5 protein-coding genes and 1 pseudogene are annotated in these 18107 nt (G+C 74.1%); 4 read left to right on the top strand and 2 right to left on the bottom strand.

Annotated elements, in window-relative coordinates:
* Window positions 1-9: 9 nt before the first annotated feature.
* Window positions 10-303: pseudogene (locus RDV84_RS26790) on the top strand (DUF6053 domain-containing protein); the annotation flags it as partial.
* Window positions 304-416: 113 nt separating this feature from the next.
* Here RDV84_RS26790 and RDV84_RS17690 read toward each other — a convergent pair.
* Complete coding sequence (locus tag RDV84_RS17690; protein ID WP_057947935.1) at window positions 417-1064, bottom strand: response regulator; 648 nt, start codon at window positions 1062-1064, stop codon at window positions 417-419.
* Between the two features lie 399 nt (window positions 1065-1463).
* On the opposite strand from RDV84_RS17690, the gene RDV84_RS17685 reads away from it, so the two are divergent.
* Window positions 1464-2291 (top strand): isocitrate lyase/PEP mutase family protein, encoded by an 828-nt coding sequence (locus tag RDV84_RS17685; protein ID WP_309151085.1) that lies wholly within the window; start codon window positions 1464-1466, stop codon window positions 2289-2291.
* 140 nt (window positions 2292-2431) lie between these two features.
* On the opposite strand, the gene RDV84_RS17680 is transcribed toward RDV84_RS17685, so the two are convergent.
* Window positions 2432-2833, bottom strand: coding sequence for a DUF4180 domain-containing protein (locus RDV84_RS17680; protein WP_309151084.1), 402 nt, complete (start codon window positions 2831-2833; stop codon window positions 2432-2434).
* 443 nt (window positions 2834-3276) lie between these two features.
* Here RDV84_RS17680 and RDV84_RS17675 point away from each other — a divergent pair, with 443 nt between their 5' ends.
* Window positions 3277-12852 (top strand): non-ribosomal peptide synthetase, encoded by a 9576-nt coding sequence (locus tag RDV84_RS17675; protein ID WP_309151083.1) that lies wholly within the window; start codon window positions 3277-3279, stop codon window positions 12850-12852.
* A gap of 44 nt (window positions 12853-12896) precedes the next feature.
* Window positions 12897-18056 (top strand): non-ribosomal peptide synthetase, encoded by a 5160-nt coding sequence (locus RDV84_RS17670; RefSeq protein ID WP_309151082.1) that lies wholly within the window; start codon window positions 12897-12899, stop codon window positions 18054-18056.
* Window positions 18057-18107 lie beyond the last annotated feature (51 nt).

Genomic DNA, 18107 nt, shown 5'->3' with positions numbered 1-18107 from the left:
TCAGGCTCGATGCTGCTGTTCCGGTTGGCCCCGCGACCGGACCGGAAAGCGTCGGGCCTGAAGGCCCTCCCACGACAGCAAAGCACTCGGGCCTGCGGCGGGACCTTCGAGGCTTGCGTTGGCCGGTGCGAGGTCCAGACTTCATCCGCAATCGAGGCGAATTCGCCGATCGACTCGGTTCCCCACCGCCCGTTCCAGAACGGCCAGACCGAGGCACTCGTGGGAGGGCCTTCAGGCCCGATGCTCTTGTTTCAGTCCGTCGCGACCGGATCGAAAGGCGTCGGGCCTGAAGGCCCTCCCACAAGAGCAAAAAGGCCCCGGCGTGCGCCGGAGCCCTTCGCTCGATTCGATGCCCTATCCGAGGCTGCGACGGTCCGCCCCGCCTTGCAGGGCCCGAGTCTGCGTCCCCGCCCGCCTTACAGCGAATGCGCCGGATCGGCCAGGCCGTACTGCGCCGCCAGCCGCGCCAGGGCGATGGTGTCGGTGATCGTCAGCTTCTCGAACAAGCGGGTCTTGTGGGTGTTGACGGTCTTCGCGCTCAGGCTCAGGCGCTTGGCGATCTCTTCCTGGCGGAAGCCCTGCACCAGCAGCAAGGCGATCTCCAGTTCGCGCGGCGAGAGTTCGTCGAACGGCGAAGCGCCGCCGTCGAGGGTCGACAACGCCAGGTGCTGGGCGATGTTGCTGGCGAGGTAGCGCTTGCCGCGCGCCACGTCGCGGATCGCGCGCAGCAGTTCGCTGGCATCGCCGCCCTTGCCCACGTAGCCCGAGGCGCCGGCCTCGAGCAGGCGCTTGGGCATCGGCCCGTCTTCGAGCACCGAGACGATGATGACGCGGGTGCCATGGTCGCCCTTGACGATGCGCTCGGTGACCTCCAGCCCGCTCACGCCGGGCAGGTGCAGGTCGCACAGCACCACATCGGGCTTGAGCTTGCGGATCTGCGGCAAGGCTTCCTCGCCGCTTTCCACGTCGCCGAGCACTTCGATATCCGTCTCCGCCGAGAGGATCATGCGCATGCCCGTACGCACCAGCGCATGGTCGTCCACGATGAATACACGGATGGTCATACCGTCCCCAGAACTGCTTTCTTCACAAAGCCTACGCTGGCGAGGCTACGCGGCGCCCCGGGCACCGCGCAAGGCGATGCGATCCATGGGCTCAACGCCGGTGTCCGGCAATCGCACCGGGCCGGGCCCCGCGCGCGCCGAAAAGGCGCATGTCCGCGATAGCGGCGCCGGCAACCGATGAACTGGGTCACAACTTGCGAATCCCCAGGCTGAGTTGCCAGTGCAAGCGCGCGGCAATGGTATCCCAGCGGCGCGACGCTGAACGGACAAGCGGCGCAAATGGCGAAAAAAACCGCTCCCGCCGTCGCCGTGGGCGGTCGCCGACCGTGTCCGAAAACGGCCGGTCGGCGCGCGCGACGCATGCCATGCTGGGCGCCTTCCCACCGCGCAGACACCGCCATGACCCCGCAAAGCGAACGCGCCGAGCGCTTCCGCCGCCTCCACCACGACGACCCGCAGCGTCCGGGCCCGCTGCTGCTCGCCAACGCCTGGGACGCCGGCAGCGCGCGCCTGATCGAAAGCCTGGGCGCGCCCGCCGTCGCCACCACCAGCGCCGGCGTGGCCTGGGCGCACGGTTTCGCCGACGGCGACCATCTGCCGGTGCCGCGCCTGGTCGCCACCGTCGCCGACATCGTCCGCGCAGTGCGGGTGCCGCTGAGCGTGGACGTGGAAGGCGGCTACTCCGACGATCCCGACACCGTCGCCGACCACGTCGCCGGCCTGGTCGAGGTCGGCGCGGTCGGCATCAACATCGAAGACGGCGGCGGCGCGCCGGAGCTGCTGTGCGCCAAGATCGAGCGGATCCGGCGGGCGACCGCGACGCTGGGCGTGGCGCTGTTCGTTAATGCGCGCACCGACGTCTACCTGCGCGGCCTGGTCCCCGAAGCGCAGCGCGTGGACGAAACCCTGGCGCGCGCGGCGCGCTACCGCGAGGCCGGCGCCGACGGCCTGTTCGTGCCTGGACTGACCGACGAAACCCAGGTGCGCGCGATCGCCGCCGGCGCCGGCCTGCCGCTGAACCTGCTCGCGCGCGCCGCGCTGCCGCCGGCACCGCAGTTGCGCGAATGGGGCGTGCGCCGGCTCAGCGCCGGCTCCGACCTCGCCCAATCGGCGCATGCGCGGGTGCGCGCGCTGGCCGCGGACTTCCTGCGCGACGGCGATTCGCGCCCGCTGTCGGCGCAGGCCCTGCCCTACTCCGAACTCAACGCGCTGTTCTCGCCGCGCTGACCCGCGCCGCGGTCGTCGCGCCCGCCGTCGGTCGGGCGATACCGAGTCGGCCTGGCCTGAATCGGACGATGCCGCGTCGAACGCCGCGGCATCGATGAGCGCCGGCCGCCGCGCCAGCGCCCGGCGATCCGCGCGCGGCGTCAGCCCGAGCCGAGCCGTCGCGCCAGTTCGTCGAGGTCGGCGACGAACAACACCGTGCGTCCTTCGCCGCATTCGCGCACCCAGTCGCGCAAGGCCGAACTGCGTTGCAACTGCGCCTGGATGTCGCCGACCACCGCCAGGCGCAGGCGATAGTTCGCCGCCTTCTGCGCGATCTCGCCGGCCAGGCCGCTGGCGAGGCGGAAGAACGACGCGTCCAGCCGCTGCGCCGCGATCGCCAGCACCGTCGCGCCGGCGAACGAGGCTTCGCCGATCAGGTCGGTCGCCGCGCGCGCGTCGGCGATCGGCGCGCCGTCGGCCGGACACAGCAGCACCCGTTCATCGCCTAACGGCAACAGCGTGAACATCGGTGCATCGTCGGCGGCGGGATTGGCGTCGTTCATCGGCGAAGTCCTGTTCAGTCGCAGGCGCGACCATCGCCCGCGCCGCGCACCGATGCAAGCGCGCGCGTCTGCCGCGTTCTCAGGCCATGGGACGCGCGCCCGTCAAGCTCGGCGGCCATGACAACCATCACTTCGGAACCCGCGCATTCGTTGCCAGACTGCGCCGGCGCGGCCCGTGCGAGGCGCGCGCCGAACGTCGCCGGCCATCGTGAAAACGGGCGCCGGTCACGTTCGTTTCAACGCGAACGGATGCCCGTTGGTTCCGCGGCGATCGCGCCGCCCAAGCCGAGCCCCAGCCCTATTCGCCAGCGCGCCGCCATCGCGTCGCTTCCGCTTCCCGTTCACGAGTCGCCCGCGGCGACGTTGCGTGCTGTCCGTCGCCCCGCGACGCGGACGCCGGCGCGCGCCCCCGCCCGTCGATGATCCCGGAGTCCTCTGCGTTCATGCCTTCTCTCCACGATCCGCTTTCCAGCGCCGCCGCGCGCCGCGATCCCGGCCACGACGATGCGGTCGGCCTGCACCGCCTGTTCGAACGCCAGGCCGCGCGCCGGCCCGAGGCCGTCGCCCTGGTCCACGACGGCCAACGCATGCGCTACGCCGAACTCAACGCGCGCGCCAACCGGCTCGCGCAATGCCTGATCGACGCCGGCGCCGGTCCCGACCGCCTCGTCGCGTTCTGCGCGCAACGCGGCTTCGCCCTGCCGGTGGCCGCGCTGGCCGCGCTCAAGGCCGGCGCCGCCTACCTGCCGTTCGACCCCGCCCACGCGTCCGCGCGGCTGGCCTCGATGCTGGCCGACGCCGCGCCGACCCTGGCGCTGTGCGACGACAGCGGACGCCGCGCGCTCGGCGAGGCGGCGCTGGCGCGCATGCGCTGCTTCGATCCGCTGGCCGACTCCGTTTGCTCCGCCGCCGGCGACGACGACGAACCCGCCTGGGCCGCGCGCAATCCGCGCATCGCCGCGCTGCGCCCGCACCATCTGGCCTACGTCATCTACACCTCCGGCTCGACCGGCGCGCCCAAGGGCGTGATGGTCGAACACCGCAACCTGCTCTACCTCGCCGCGACCGAGACCGCCCGCTTCGGCGTGGACGCGCACAGCCGCATCGCCCAGTTCGCCTCGCCCGGCTTCGACGCCAGCGTGCTGGAGCTGGTCATGGCCCTGGCCAACGGCGCCGAACTGCACCTCGCCACGCCGGCGCAGCGCGCCAGCGCCGAAGCCTTCAACGAGTGGTTCGAACGCGAACGGCTGACCCATGCGCTGCTGCCGCCGGCGTTCCTGCAGGGCCGCGCGCTGCGCTTCGCGCATCGGCCGGTGCTGATGCTCGGCGGCGAGGCGCCGAGTCCGGCGCTGGTACGCGAACTCGCCGGGCAGGCGACCGTGATCAACGCCTACGGCCCGACCGAGATCACCGTCTGCGCGACCCAATGGATCGCGCCGCAGGCCGATGCCGGCGAATCCGCACCGGTGCCGATCGGCCGCGCGCTCGCCGGCGCCCGCGTGTACCTGCTCGACGCCGACGGCCGTCCGGTCGCGCGCGGCGAAACCGGCGAGATCCACATCGGCGGCGACGGCGTCGCGCGCGGTTATCTCGGCCGCCCCGAACTCAGCGCCGAACGCTTCCTCGCCGATCCTTTCGCCGCCGGGCGCGGCGCGCGCATGTACCGCAGCGGCGATCTCGCGCGCGAACTCGACGACGGCTCGCTGCTGTTCCTGGGCCGCAACGATCACCAACTCAAGCTGCGCGGCTACCGCATCGAACCCGGCGAGATCCAGGCGCGCCTGGGCGAGCATCCGCAGGTGCGCGAGTGCGCCGTGCTGGCGCGCGAGGGCGCGCCGGGCGAAACGCAGTTGGTCGGCTACTACACCGGCGACGCCGCGCCGGCCGCGTTGCGCGCGTTCCTCGCCGCGCGCCTGCCCGACTACATGCTGCCGGCCGCCTTCGTCGCGCTGCCGGCGCTGCCGCTGACCGGCAACGGCAAGCTCGACCGCGCCGCGTTGCCCGCGCCGGGCGAGGCCGACCGCGCGCGCGCGCGGTACCGGCCGCCGCAAGGCGAGGACGAACGCGCGCTGGCGCGGCTGTGGAGCGAGTTGCTCGGCCTGGAACGGATCGGCCGCGACGACGATTTCTTCGCCCTCGGCGGCCACTCGCTGACCGCCGCGCGGCTGCGCGTGCGCGTGCGCGAACGCCATGGCGTGGAGCTGCCGATGGCGGCGCTGTTCGATCATCCGACCCTGGCGGCGTTCGCCGCCGCGTTCGCCGGCTTGCGTGCGCAGGCGCCGGCGGACGCGCTGCCGCCGATCGAACCTGCGCCGGCCGACGCCGCGCCCGCGGTCTCCCACGCGCAACGGCGGCTGTGGTTCCTGCACCAGCTCGAACCCGATCAGGTCCGCTACAACATGCCGCTGCGCCTGGACCTGGACGGCGAACTCGACGTCGCCGCGCTGCGCCGCAGCCTCGACGCCTTGTTCGCGCGCCATCAGGCGCTGCGCACGGTGTTCGCATCCGTCGATGGCGAAGCGCAGGCGCGCTTGCTGCCGGCTCAGCCGGGGCCGGCCCTGGCTGAGCACGACTTGTGCGGCGCGGCCGACGCGGCTCAACGCTTGCACGAGCTGTGCGGCCTCGACGCGCGCACGCCGTTCGACCTGACCGCCGGGCCGCTGATCCGCGCGCGCCTGATCCGCACCGGCGAACGCGCGCATACGCTGATGCTGGTGCAGCACCACATCGTCTGCGACGGCTGGTCGCTGCATCTGCTGGGCCGCGAACTGGGCGCGCTCTACGCCGCGCACCGCGCCGGCGCGCCCGACCCGCTGCCGCCGCTGCGCGTGCAATATCCCGACTACGCCGCGTGGGAACAGCGCTGGCTGCACGGCGAGCGGCTGGCGCCGCAGGCCGATTACTGGCGCGATGCGCTCGCCGGCGCACCGGCGCTGCTGGCGCTGCCGACCGACCGGCCGCGTCCGCCGCGGCCGCCGCAAGCCGCCGGCAGCCTGCCGCTGCGCATCGACGCCGAACGCGTCGCGCGCTTGCAGGCGCTGTGCCGCGCCCACGGCTGCAGCCTGTTCATGGCCGTGGCCGCGGCCTGGTCGCTGGTGCTGGCGCGGCTGTCCGGGCAGGACGAAGTAGTCATCGGCACGCCCTCGGCCAATCGCGAACGCGCCGAGATCGAACCGCTGCTGGGTTTCTTCGTCAACACCCTGGCGCTGCGCGTCGATGTCGGCGGCGAGGCCGACGTCGCCCAACTGCTGCAGCGCGTGCGCGCCGCCGCGCTCGGCGCCCAGGCCAACCAGGACCTGCCGTTCGAGCAAGTGGTCGAAATCGCCCAGCCCGAGCGCCGGATCGACCGCACGCCGTTGTTCCAGGCGCTGCTGGCCTGGCAGAGCAACGAGACCGGACGTTTCGACCTGCCCGGCCTGCACGTGCGCGCGAGCCAGCCGTTCGCGGCGGTGCGCTTCGAGCTGGAACTGCACCTGCGCGAGCAGGACGGCGAACTGGTCGGCGAACTCGGCTATGCCAGCGAACTGTTCGATGCGGCCACCGTCGAGCGCCAGTTGCGCTATCTGCGTGCGGCGCTGGACGCGTTCTGCGCGCGGCCGCGGCAACCGGTCGCGCGCATCGACCTGATCGGCGCGGACGAACGCGCGCACCTGCTCGAACAGCTCGGCCGCGGCGAACCCGAGGCGCAGCCCCGGCCGCCCGAATGCGTGCATCGCCTGTTCGAACGCCAGGCCCGCGCGACCCCGCAGGCGACCGCGCTGATCCATGCCGGGCGACGCATGGACTACGCCGAACTCGACGCGCGCGCCGAACGCCTGGCGCGGCGGCTGCGCGCGCTCGGCACCGGTCCCGACCAGCGCGTCGGGCTGTGCGCGCGCCGTGGTTTCGGCGTCGTGGTCGGCGCGCTGGCCGCGCTCAAGGCCGGCGCCGCTTACGTGCCGCTGGACCTCGATCATCCGCGCGAACGCCTGGCCCAGGTGCTCGCCGACGCCGCGCCGGTGGCGGTGCTGGCCGACGCCGCGGGACGCGAAGCGCTGGCCGCGACGCCGGCGAACGCGACGCCGGCGCTGGACCTCGACGCGGCGTTGGCGGACGCGCTCGACGGCCACGTCGCGGAACCGGCCGAAATCGCGCCGCAGGCCGAACCCGACCCGCAACACCTCGCCTACGTGATCTACACCTCCGGCTCGACCGGCGCGCCCAAGGGCGTGGCGATGCCGCACGCGCCGCTGGCGCAGTTGCTGCACTGGCAACGCAGCGCGCTGGCGCCGGCGCGACGCGTGCTGCAGTTCGCCGCGCTCGGCTTCGACGTGGCGTTCCAGGAGATCTTCGGCGCGCTGTGCGGCGGCGCCGCGCTGGTGCTGCTCGACGCCGACCAGCGCCTGGACCTCGCCGCGCTGCCGGCGCTGTTGCGCGCGCAGCGCATCGACCGCCTGCATCTGCCCTACATCGCCGCGCAGGGACTGGCCGAAGCCGTCGAGGACGGCGGCGACGCGGCGCTGGACGCGCTGCGCGCGCACCTGCGCGAGATCGTCGTCGCCGGCGAACAGTTGCGCCTGACCCCGCAACTGCGCTGGCTGCTGCGGCAGTTGCCGGATTGCCGGCTGCACAACCACTACGGCCCGACCGAAACCCACGTCGCGGTCGCTTGCGCGCTGGGTCCCGACCTCGACGCCGAACCCGACCATGCGCCGATCGGACGGCCGGTCTCGGGCAGCCGCGTCTACCTGCTCGACCGCCACGGCCAGCCGGTGCCGCGCGGCGCCGCCGGCGAGCTGTACTTGGCCGGCGCCTGCGTGGCGCGCGGTTATCTGCACCGGCGCGAACTGGAGTCCGAGCGTTTTCTCGCCGATCCGTTCGCCGAACCGCTCGCCCAGCCGTCGGCCGGCGCGCGCATGTACCGCACCGGCGACCTCGCCCGCTTCCGCGCCGACGGGCGACTGGAGTTTCTCGGCCGCAACGACCAGCAGGTCAAGATCCGCGGCTTCCGCATCGAGCCGGGCGAAATCGAGGCGCGCTTAGCCGAACACGCGCAGGTGCGCGAATGCGCGGTGCTCGCGCGCGAACGTCCCGACGGACAGACCGCGCTGGTGGCCTATGCGGTGCCCGCCGGCGGCGAGGTCCACCACGGCGACGACAGCCGCGACTGGGCCGCCGCGCTGCGCGCGCACCTGGCCGCGCGCCTGCCCGACTACATGCTGCCTTCGGCCTTCGTCGCCGTGCCCGCGCTGCCGGTCACGCCCAACGGCAAGCTCGACGCGCGCGCTCTGCCGGCGCCGGACGCAGCCGCGTTCGCCCACGCCGCGTTCGAAGCGCCGCGCGGCGCCAGCGAAACCGCGCTGGCGAAGCTGTGGCAGGAATTGCTCGGGCTGGCCCGGGTCGGCCGCGGCGACCACTTCTTCGAACTCGGCGGCCATTCGCTGATCGCGGTGCGGCTGCTGAGCCGGATCGGCCGGACCTTCGCGATCGAGCTGCCGCTGGCCGAACTGTTCGCGCGCCCGCGCCTGGCCGATCTGGCCGCGGCCATCGACGCCCGCCTCGCCCAGGCGGCGCAAGGCGACGACGACGTACCGGGCGCGCCGTCCGAGCCGATCCTGCCGCGCGGCGAAAACGACGGCGCCGGCGACGGCGAACTGCCGCTGTCGCTGGCGCAGCAACGGTTGTGGTTCCTCTCGCGCTTCCACGGCGCCAGCGCCACTTACCACATCCCGCTGGCGCTGCGCCTGCGCGGCGCGCTCGATACCGCCGCGCTGCGCCGCGCCCTGGACCGGATCTTCGCCCGCCACGAAGGCCTGCGCAGCGTGTTTCCCGAGCGCGGCGGCATCGCCCACGCGCGCCTGCTCGATCCGCGCGGCGGCGTCGACTGGGTGCAGCGCGACCTGCGCGGCAGCGACGCTCAGGCGCGTCTGCGCGAACGCATGGACGAGGACGTCGACGCGCCGTTCGACCTCGCCCACGGGCCGCTGCTGCGCGCGCGCCTGTCGCGCCTGGACCAAGACACCCACGTGCTGTTGCTGGTGGTGCACCACATCGTCGCCGACGGCTGGTCGCTGGGCGTGCTGATGGACGAATTGAGCGCGCTCTACGCCGCCTTCGCCGCCGGCCGCGCCGATCCGCTGCCGCCGCTGCCGGTGCAGTACCCCGACTACGCGATCTGGCAACGCCGCCGGTTCGCGCCCGGGCGCCTGCGCGCGCAGGCCGACTACTGGCGCGGCGCGCTGGCCGGCGCGCCGGCGCTGCTGGAACTGCCGCTGGACCGGCCGCGCCCGCCGCAGCAATCCTTCGCCGCCGGGTTCGTGCCGCTGCGCCTGGACGCGGCGCTGACCACCGCGCTCAAGCGCGTCGCCCAACGCCACGGCGCGACCGTGTTCATGACCGTGCTGGCGGCGTGGAGCGCGGTGCTGGCGCGGCTGTCGGGCCAGGACGACGTGGTGATCGGAGCGGCCACCGCCGGCCGCAACCGCCACGAAACCGAGCCGCTGATCGGCTTCTTCGTCAACACCCTGGCGCTGCGCATCGACCTGTCCGGCGCGCCCGGCCCGGCCGCGCTGCTGGCGCGCGCGCGCAAGGCCACGCTCGACGCGCAGGCGCACCAGGACCTGCCGTTCGAGCAAGTGGTCGACGCGCTGCAATTGCCGCGCCGGCTCGACCGCACGCCGGTGTTCCAGGCGATGTTCGCCTGGCAGAGCGACGAGGACGCGTTGCCGCGCCTGCCCGGCGTGGAGGCCGGCGCCGAACCGCTGCGCCTGCACTGGGCCAAGTTCGACCTGGAACTGGTGCTGGGCGAGCGCGACGGCGGCGTCGAAGGCGGCCTCAACTACGCCTGCGCGCTGTTCGACCCGGCCAGCGTCGAGCGCCATCGCGATTACCTGCTGGCGGCGCTGGCCGCGCTCGCCGCGCAACGCCCCGATCCGGTCGCGCACTGGCCGCTGTTGCCGTCGCGCGAACGCGAGGCGCTGGTAAACGCGCGCAACCGCACCGAGATGGCGTTCGACCGCGACGGTCTGCTCGACCAGGCCTTCGCCCGCCAGGCGCGGCGCACGCCGCAGGCCGACGCCGTGGTCCACGGCGAGGCGCGGCTGAGCTACGCCGAACTCGACCGCCGCGCCGATCGTCTCGCCCACCGTCTGGTCGCGCGCGGCGTGGTCCGCGGCGACCGGGTCGCGCTGGGCGCGCAACGCGGCTTCGGCCTGATCGTCGGGATCCTCGCGATCCTCAAGGCCGGCGCGGCCTACGTGCCGTTCGATCCGGCCTATCCCTCGGCCCGGCTCGCGCGCATCCTCGCCGACGCCGCGCCGGCGCTGGCGCTGTGCGACGCCGCCGGCCGCGCCGCGCTGGAGGCTTGCGCGCGCCAGTGCGCGAGCCAAGACGCCGCGCCCGAACCCGGCGCCGCGCCGCGCGACCCGGCCTTGCCGCAGCTGGACCTCGACGACGAAACCCTGTGGTCGCAGGGCCCGACCCAGCCGCCGCAGGTCCCCGGGCGCGCGGCGTCGGACCTGGCCTATCTCATCTACACCTCCGGCTCGACCGGCGCGCCCAAGGGCGTGATGGTCGAACACCGCAACGCGATGCATCTGGCCGCGGCGCAGGCGCGGCGCCTGCGCACCGGCCGCCGCAGCCGGGTGCTGCAGTTCGCCTCGATCGGCTTCGACGCCAGCGTGTTCGACCTGCTGATGGCGTTCGGACGCGGCGGCGCGCTGTACCTGCCGGATCCGGCCGATCGCGAAAGCGCGCCGGCGCTGCTGGACTTCGTCCGCCGCCGCCGCATCACCCACGCGACCTTGCCGCCGGCGTTGCTGCAAGGCCACGCGATCGCGCCGTTCGCGCACCGCCCGACGTTCCTGCTCGGCGGCGAAGCGCCGAGCCCGGCCTTGGTGCTCGAGCTGTCGCGGCATGCGCGCGTGATCAACGCCTACGGCCCCACCGAGATCACCGTCTGCGCCAGCGCCTGGACCGCGCCGCGCGCGCAGGCGCCGCAGGTCGAAGCCGCCGACGCGCCGGTACCGATCGGCCGGCCGTTGCCGAACGTCCGCCTGTACCTGCTCGACGCGCAGCGGCAACCGGTGCCGACCGGCGCGGTCGGCGAGTTGTACATCGGCGGCGCCGGGGTCGCCCGCGGCTACTTCGGCCGCCCCGACCTCACCGCCGAACGCTTCCTCGCCGATCCCTTCGACCCGCGGCCGGGCGCGCGCATGTACCGCAGCGGCGATCTCGCCCGTTACCTGCCCGACGGCGAGCTGCTATTCCTCGGCCGCAACGACGAGCAGATCAAGCTGCGCGGCTTCCGCATCGAGCCGGCGGAAATCCAGGCCCACCTCGATGCGCATCCGGCGGTGCGCGAATGCGCGGTGATCGCGCGCCAGGACCGCGCCGGCGAGTCGTATCTGGCGGCCTACGTGGTCGCCGATCCGGATCGCGCGGAAACCGGCGATGAAGTCCTGGCCGCATCGCTGCGCGCGTACTTGAGCGAACGCCTGCCCGACTACATGCGTCCGGCCGCGTACGTGCGCGTGGACGCGCTGCCGCTGACCGCGCACGGCAAGCTCGACCGGCGCGCGCTGCCCGCGCCCGGCGGCGACCACTTCGCCCGCGCCGCCTACCAACCGCCGCGGCCCGGCGAAGAATCGCGCCTGGCCGAACTGTGGCGCGAATTGCTGGACGTGCAGCGGATCGGCCGCCACGACGATTTCTTCGAACTCGGCGGGCACTCGCTGCGCGCGGTGCAACTGGCCGCGCGGCTGGACGAGGCCTTCGGCGTGCGGGTGCCGGTGCGCGAGTTGTTCGCGCATCCACGCCTGGACGAAATGGCGGCGTTGCTGATCAGCGGCGCGCAGACGCGCGGCGGGTCCGGCGCTGCGCTCGATCTGGACGCCGAAGCGCGGCTGGAGCCGGACATCGACGGCGCCGGGCTCGCCGCGGCGACGCCGCCGGCGCGGTACCGCGAACTGCTGCTGACCGGCGCCACCGGCTTCCTCGGCGCCTTCCTGCTGCAGGCGCTGCTGCAACGCACCCAGGCGCGGGTGCATTGCCTGGTGCGCTGCGCCGATGCCGCCGACGGCCGGCGCCGGCTCGACGCCGCCCTGGCCGCGCTCGGCCTGCGCGCCAGCGACCCGACGCGCGTGGCGATCGTGCCGGGCGATCTGGCCGAACCGCGGCTCGGCCTGGACGCGCGCGACTTCGCCGCCCTGGCCGAACGCATCGACGCGATCTACCACAACGGCGCCTGGGTCAACTCGCTGCACGGTTACGCCGCGCTCAAGCCGGCCAACGTCGGCGGCACCCGCGAAGTCGTGCGTCTGGCATCGAGCGCGCGGCGCAAGCACGTGCACTACGTCTCGACCCTGAGCACCCTGCCCGCACCGGCGCAGGTGCGCGCGCTCGGCGAGCCCGCCGAGGACGAAGAAGCGCTGGCGCGCTGCTGGCGCGCGCTCGGCTCGGGCTACGCGCGCAGCAAGTGGGTCGCCGAACGCTTGCTGCGCGCCGGCGGCGAACGCGGCCTGCCGTTCACCGTCTACCGTCCCACCCATATCGCCGGCGCGGCCGACAGCGGCGCCTGCAACGCCAGCGACGCCTGGAGCCTGTTCGTGCAGGCCTGCTACCGGCTCGGCGCCGCGCCGGACATCGACCTGCGCATGAGCTCGCTGGCGGTGGACCGCATGGCCGCGGCGATCGTCGAACTGTCGCTGCGCGGCGACAGCGCCGGGCGCAGCCTCAACCTCGCCGATGCGCACGGTTACCGCCTCGCCGACTGGATCGACTGCGTGCTCGAACAACCCGGCATGGCCGCCGCCCGCCGCCCGTACGCGCAGTGGCTGCGCGATTGCGCGGCCGACCCGGCCACCGCCGCGGTCGCCTCGATCCTGCCGGCCGAACTGGCGCCCGGCGGCGGCGACGAGGACCGCGGCGACACCGTCGTCGGCAACGCCATGACCGAACTGCTCGACCCGGCCGCCAGCCCGCCGCTGGACCGCGAACACCTGCGCCGCTGCGCGCACTGGCTGTACCGCCATCGCGGCTGAGGCGCCGGGTCCCCCACCGATTCCCCCACCATCGCGACGAGACCATGGACGAGATCCGTACGAACCACCCGATTCCGGCGCCCACGGACGCCGGCCACGAAGACCCCGCCGAGCGCGGCAGCGTGCACGCGCTGTTCGAACGCCAGGCGCAACGCACACCGCATGCGCCGGCACTGGAACATGCCGGACGCACGTTGAGCTACGCCGCGCTCGACGCCTGCGCCGAGCGGCTGGCGCGGCGCTTGCGCGCGCTCGGCGTCGTCGCCGGCGACCGCGTCGCGATCTGCGCCGAGCGCGGATTCGCGCCGGTGGTGGCGATGCTGGCCACGCTCAAGGCCGGCGCCGCCTACCTGCCGCTGGACCCCGACTATCCGCGCGCACGGCTGCACCTGCTGCTGGACGATGCCGCGCCCGCTGCGCGCCTGTACGACGCAGCCGGACGGCGCGCGCTGGGCCTGGACGATGCGCGCGACGGCGACGATCGGTCCGGGATCGCCGTGGACGACTGCGCCGAACCGGCGCCCGATCCGGCACCCGCCGCGGTCGAACACGACGCCGGCTGCGCGCATAGTGACGACCCGCAACGCCCGGCCTACGTGATCTACACCTCCGGCTCGACCGGCCGCCCCAAGGGCGTGGCGATGGCGCACGCGCCACTGCTGAACCTGCTGCGCTGGCAGCGCGGCCAGTTCGGCGCGGGCTTGCGCACCTTGCAGTTCGCCGCGCTCGGTTTCGACGTCTCGTTCCAGGAAATCTTCGGCGCGCTGTGCGACGGCGCGACCCTGGTCGTCGCCGAATCCGAACTGCGCCACGACTTCGCCGCGCTCGCCCGCGCCCTGTACGAACGCAGGATCCAGCGCCTGCACCTGCCCTACCTGGCGCTGAGCGCGCTGGCCGATGCGTTGGCCGACGCCGACGACGCCACCGTCGCCGGCCTGCGCGAACACCTCGCCGAGGTGATCGTCGCCGGCGAGCAACTGCGCCTGACCCCGGCCATCCGCGCGATGTTCGCGCGCCTGCCGTCGACCCGCCTGCACAACCACTACGGCCCGACCGAGACCCACGTGGTCAGCGCGCACGTGCTCGGCCCCGGCGGCGCGCAGTCGGTCGCCGATGCGCCCGCGCACGTGCCGATCGGCCGCGCCGTCGCCGGCGTGCGGCTGTACCTGCTCGATCCGCAGCGCCGGCCGGTGCGCGACGGCGACAGCGGCGAACTGTGGATCGGCGGCGCGGCGCCGGCGCTGGGCTATCTGCACCAGGACGAACTCAGCGCGCAGCGCTTCCCCGCCGATCCCTTCGACCCGCGGCCGGGCGCGCGCATGTACCGCAGCGGCGACCTCGCCCGCCGCCTGCCCGGCGGCGAGCTGGAGTTCCTCGGCCGCAACGACGAACAGGTCAAGATCCGCGGTTTCCGGGTCGAACCCGGCGAGATCGCCGCGCAACTGGCCGCGCATCCGCGCGTGCGCGAAGCCGCGGCGGTCGCGCGCGCCGGCGCGGACGGCGCGCTGGAACTGGTCGCGTACGCCGCGCCCGCGCCCGGCGACGGCGGCGGCGCCGACTTCGCCGCCGCCTTGCGCGAACACCTGCGCGAACGCCTGCCCGAGCCGCTGCGCCCGGCCGCGATCGTCGTGGTCGCGGCGCTGCCGCGCAGCGCCCACGGCAAGCTCGACCGCGCCGCGCTGCCGCCGCCCGACGACGACGCCTACGGCCGCCGCGACTACCGCGCGCCGCGACCCGGCGGCGAAACCGAGCTTGCGCGGCTGTGGCAGGAACTGCTCGGCCGCGAACGCATCGGCCGCGACGACGATTTCTTCGCCCTCGGCGGGCATTCGCTGAGCGCGGCGCGCCTGCTCGGCCGGCTGCGCCGGCAATGGCGGGTCGAGCTGCCGGTCAGCGCGATCTGGCAACACCCGACCCTGGCCGCGCAGGCCGCCGCGCTCGACGCGCTGCGCGGCGCGGCCGCCGCTGCGGCGGAACCGCCGCAGCCCGGCGCCGGCGCCGCCGCCGCGACGCTGTCCTCGAATCAGCGCCGGCTGTGGTTCCTCAGCCAGCTCGACGGCATCGGCGGCGCGTACCACATCGCCTTGCCGCTGCGCCTGCGCGGCGCGCTCGACGTCGCCGCGCTGCGCGCCGCGCTGGACGCGCTGTCGGCGCGCCATGCCGGCCTGCGCTCGCGTTTCGTCGCCGTCGGCGGCGAACCGCGCCTGCAACTGGCGCCCGAGACGAGCGCGTTCGCGCTGCGCGAATGCGACCTGCGCGGCGCCGGCGACGCGGCATTGCGCGACGCGCTCCAACGCGAAGCCGAAACCACCTTCGATCTCGAACGCGGCCCGCCGGCGCGGGCGCTGCTGGCGCGCAGCGGCGACGACGAATTCCATCTGCTGCTGACCCTGCACCATCTGGTCGCCGACGGCGAATCGCTGCGGCCGCTGGCGCGCGACCTGAGCGCGCTGTACGCCGCCTTCGTCCAAGGCCGGTCCGATCCGCTGCCGCCGCTGCCGTGGCAGTTCCCCGACTACGCCGCCTGGCAGCAGCGCCGGCTCGACCAACGCGAGGCGGTGGATGCGCTGCAGCAGCACTGGCGCACCGCGCTGGCCGACGCGCCGGCATTGCTGGACCTGCCGACCCGACAGCCGCGCCCGCCGCTGCAGAGCTTCGACGGCGCGCTGCTGCCGCTGCGGATCGAACCGGCGCTGGCCGAGGCGTTGCGCCGGCGCGCGCGCCGCCACGGCACCAGCCTGTTCGCGCTGGTGCTCGCCGCGTGGGCGCTGGTGCTCTCGCGCCTGTCCGGACAAAGCGAGGTCGTCGTCGGCGCGCCCAACGCGCAACGCGACTGGGCCGGCAGCGAGGCGCTGATCGGCTTCTTCGTCGACACCCTGGCCCTGCGCATCGACCTGTCCGGCGAGCCCGACGCCGACGAGTTGATCGAGCGCGCGCGCCGCAGCGCGCTCGACGCGCAGGACCACGCGCTGCCGTTCGAGCGCGTGGTCGAAGCGCTGAACCCGCCGCGCCGCGCCGACCGCACGCCGCTGTTCCAGGCGGTGCTGGCCTGGCAGGGCGAGGACGAACCCGTCTTCGAGCTGCCCGGGATCGACGCGCAGGTGCTGGAGCTGGGCCTGGAATTGGGCTCGGAATTGGGCTTGGAATTGGGCGGCGCCAAGTTCGACCTGGAACTGCAACTGGGCGAACGCGCCGGCGCCGTGGTCGGCGGCTTGCGCTATGCCACCGCGCTGTTCGCGCCGGCGGCGATCGAACGCCATCGCGGCTACCTGCTCGCCGCGCTGCGCGCGCTGGCCGAGGACGCGCCCGGCCCGGTCGCCGGCTTCGAGCTGATCGGCGCGGACGAGCGCCGGCAGTTGCTGCACGACTGGAACCGCACCGACGCCGACTATCCGCGCGAAGCCTGCTTCCATCATTTGTTCGAACGGCAGGCCAAGCGCTCGCCCGAGGCGGTCGCGCTCGAACACGCCGGCGCGCGCTGGAGCTACGCCGCGCTCGACGCCGCCGCCAACCGCCTCGCCCATCGCCTGATCGCGGCCGGCGTCGGCCCCGACCGGCGCGTGGCGCTGTGCGCGCAACGCGGCGCCGACGCGATCGTCGCGATCCTGGCCGTGTTCAAGGCCGGCGGCGCCTACGTGCCGCTGGACCCGGCGCACGCCTCGGCGCGTTTCGCCCGCGTGCTCGCCGACGCCGCGCCGGTGTGCGCGCTGACCGACGAGGAAGGCCGCCGCGCCCTCACCGCGGCCGGCGCGCACGGCGATTGGCCGCTGTTCGCGCTCGACGATCCGGCCCTGGTCGAGGGCTGTGCCGACACCGCGCCGCAACGCGCCGATCTCGGTCCGCAGCATCTGGCCTACATCGTCTACACCTCCGGCTCCACCGGCGATCCCAAGGGGGTGATGGTCGAACACCGCCAGTTGGTCCAGTTCGCCCACAGCCAGGCCGAGCGCTTCGGCATCGGCGCGCACAGCCGCATCGCCCAGTTCGCCTCGCTGGGCTTCGACGCCAGCCTGATCGAGATCGGCCTGAGCCTGTCGCGCGGCGCCGCGCTGTGCGTTCCCGGCGACGACGAACGCGCCGACGCCGGCGCCTACCTGGAGTGGATCGCGCGCGAACGCATCGGCCTGAGCTACCTGCCGCCGGCGTTCCTGCAAGGGCGCGACGCCTTGCCGCGCTTCCAGACGCCGCCGCTGTTCCTGGTCGGCGGCGAAGCGGTGCCGCCGACGTTGCTGCGCATGCTGCAGCGCGGCGGCGCGCGCCCCGTGCACGTGTACGGCCCGACCGAGACCACGGTGCTGGCCACCGCCTGGGAACCGCCGCCGCACTGGTCCGGCGACGCGCCCGCACCCATCGGCCGCCCGCTCGCCAACACCCGCGCTTACGTGCTCGACGCCCAGCGCCGGCCGCTGCCGCTGGGTGCGCCGGGCGAGCTCTACCTCGGCGGCGCCGGCGTCGCGCGCGGCTACCTGGGCCGCGCCGAACTCGACGCCGAGCGCTATTTTCCCGACCCTTTCGATCCCCGTCCCGGCGCGCGCATGTACCGCAGCGGCGACACGGTGCGTTATCGCGAAGACGGCGAACTGCTGTTCCTCGGCCGCGACGATGGTCAGGTCAAGCTGCGCGGCTATCGCATCGAACTCGGCGAGATCCAGGCGCGCCTGCGCGAGCACCCGGCGGTGCGCGAAGCCGCGGTGCTGCTGCGCGAGGACGAACCCGGCCGGCCGCGCCTGGTCGCCTATGTCGTCGCCGCGGCGGATCGCGAACACGGCGAGGAATTCTTCGCCGCCGCGCTGCGCGCGCACCTGGCCGAACGCCTGCCCGACTACATGCTGCCGGCCGCGTACGTGCGGCTGCAGGCGCTGCCGCTGACCGCCGGCGGCAAGCTCGAACGCCGCGCCCTGCCCGCGCCCGCCGGCAACGCGTTCGCGCGCGGCGATTACGCGCCGCCGCAAGGCGAACTGGAAACCCTGCTCGCGCAGTGGTGGCAGGAGCTGTTGGCGGCCGAACGCATCGGCCGCGACGACGACTTCTTCGAACTCGGCGGCCACTCGTTGCTGGCCATGCGCCTGCTGGCGCGGCTGCGCGAGGAACTGGACGTCGCGGTGGCGCCGTCGCTGCTGTTCCGCCGCCCGCGCCTGGCCGGCTTCGCCGAGGCGGTGCTGGCCGCGGCGCTGCAGGACGCCGCCGCGCCGGAACAGGAGTGAGACGCCGCGATGACCACCGCCCATGAACAGCACGACCGCCGAACGGAATCG

The organism is Lysobacter yananisis (assembly GCF_031199375.1).
GTDB classification, from domain to species: domain Bacteria; phylum Pseudomonadota; class Gammaproteobacteria; order Xanthomonadales; family Xanthomonadaceae; genus Lysobacter; species Lysobacter yananisis.
Note: the sequence above shows the minus strand (reverse complement) of the source record. Positions and strands in the feature narration are given on the sequence as shown.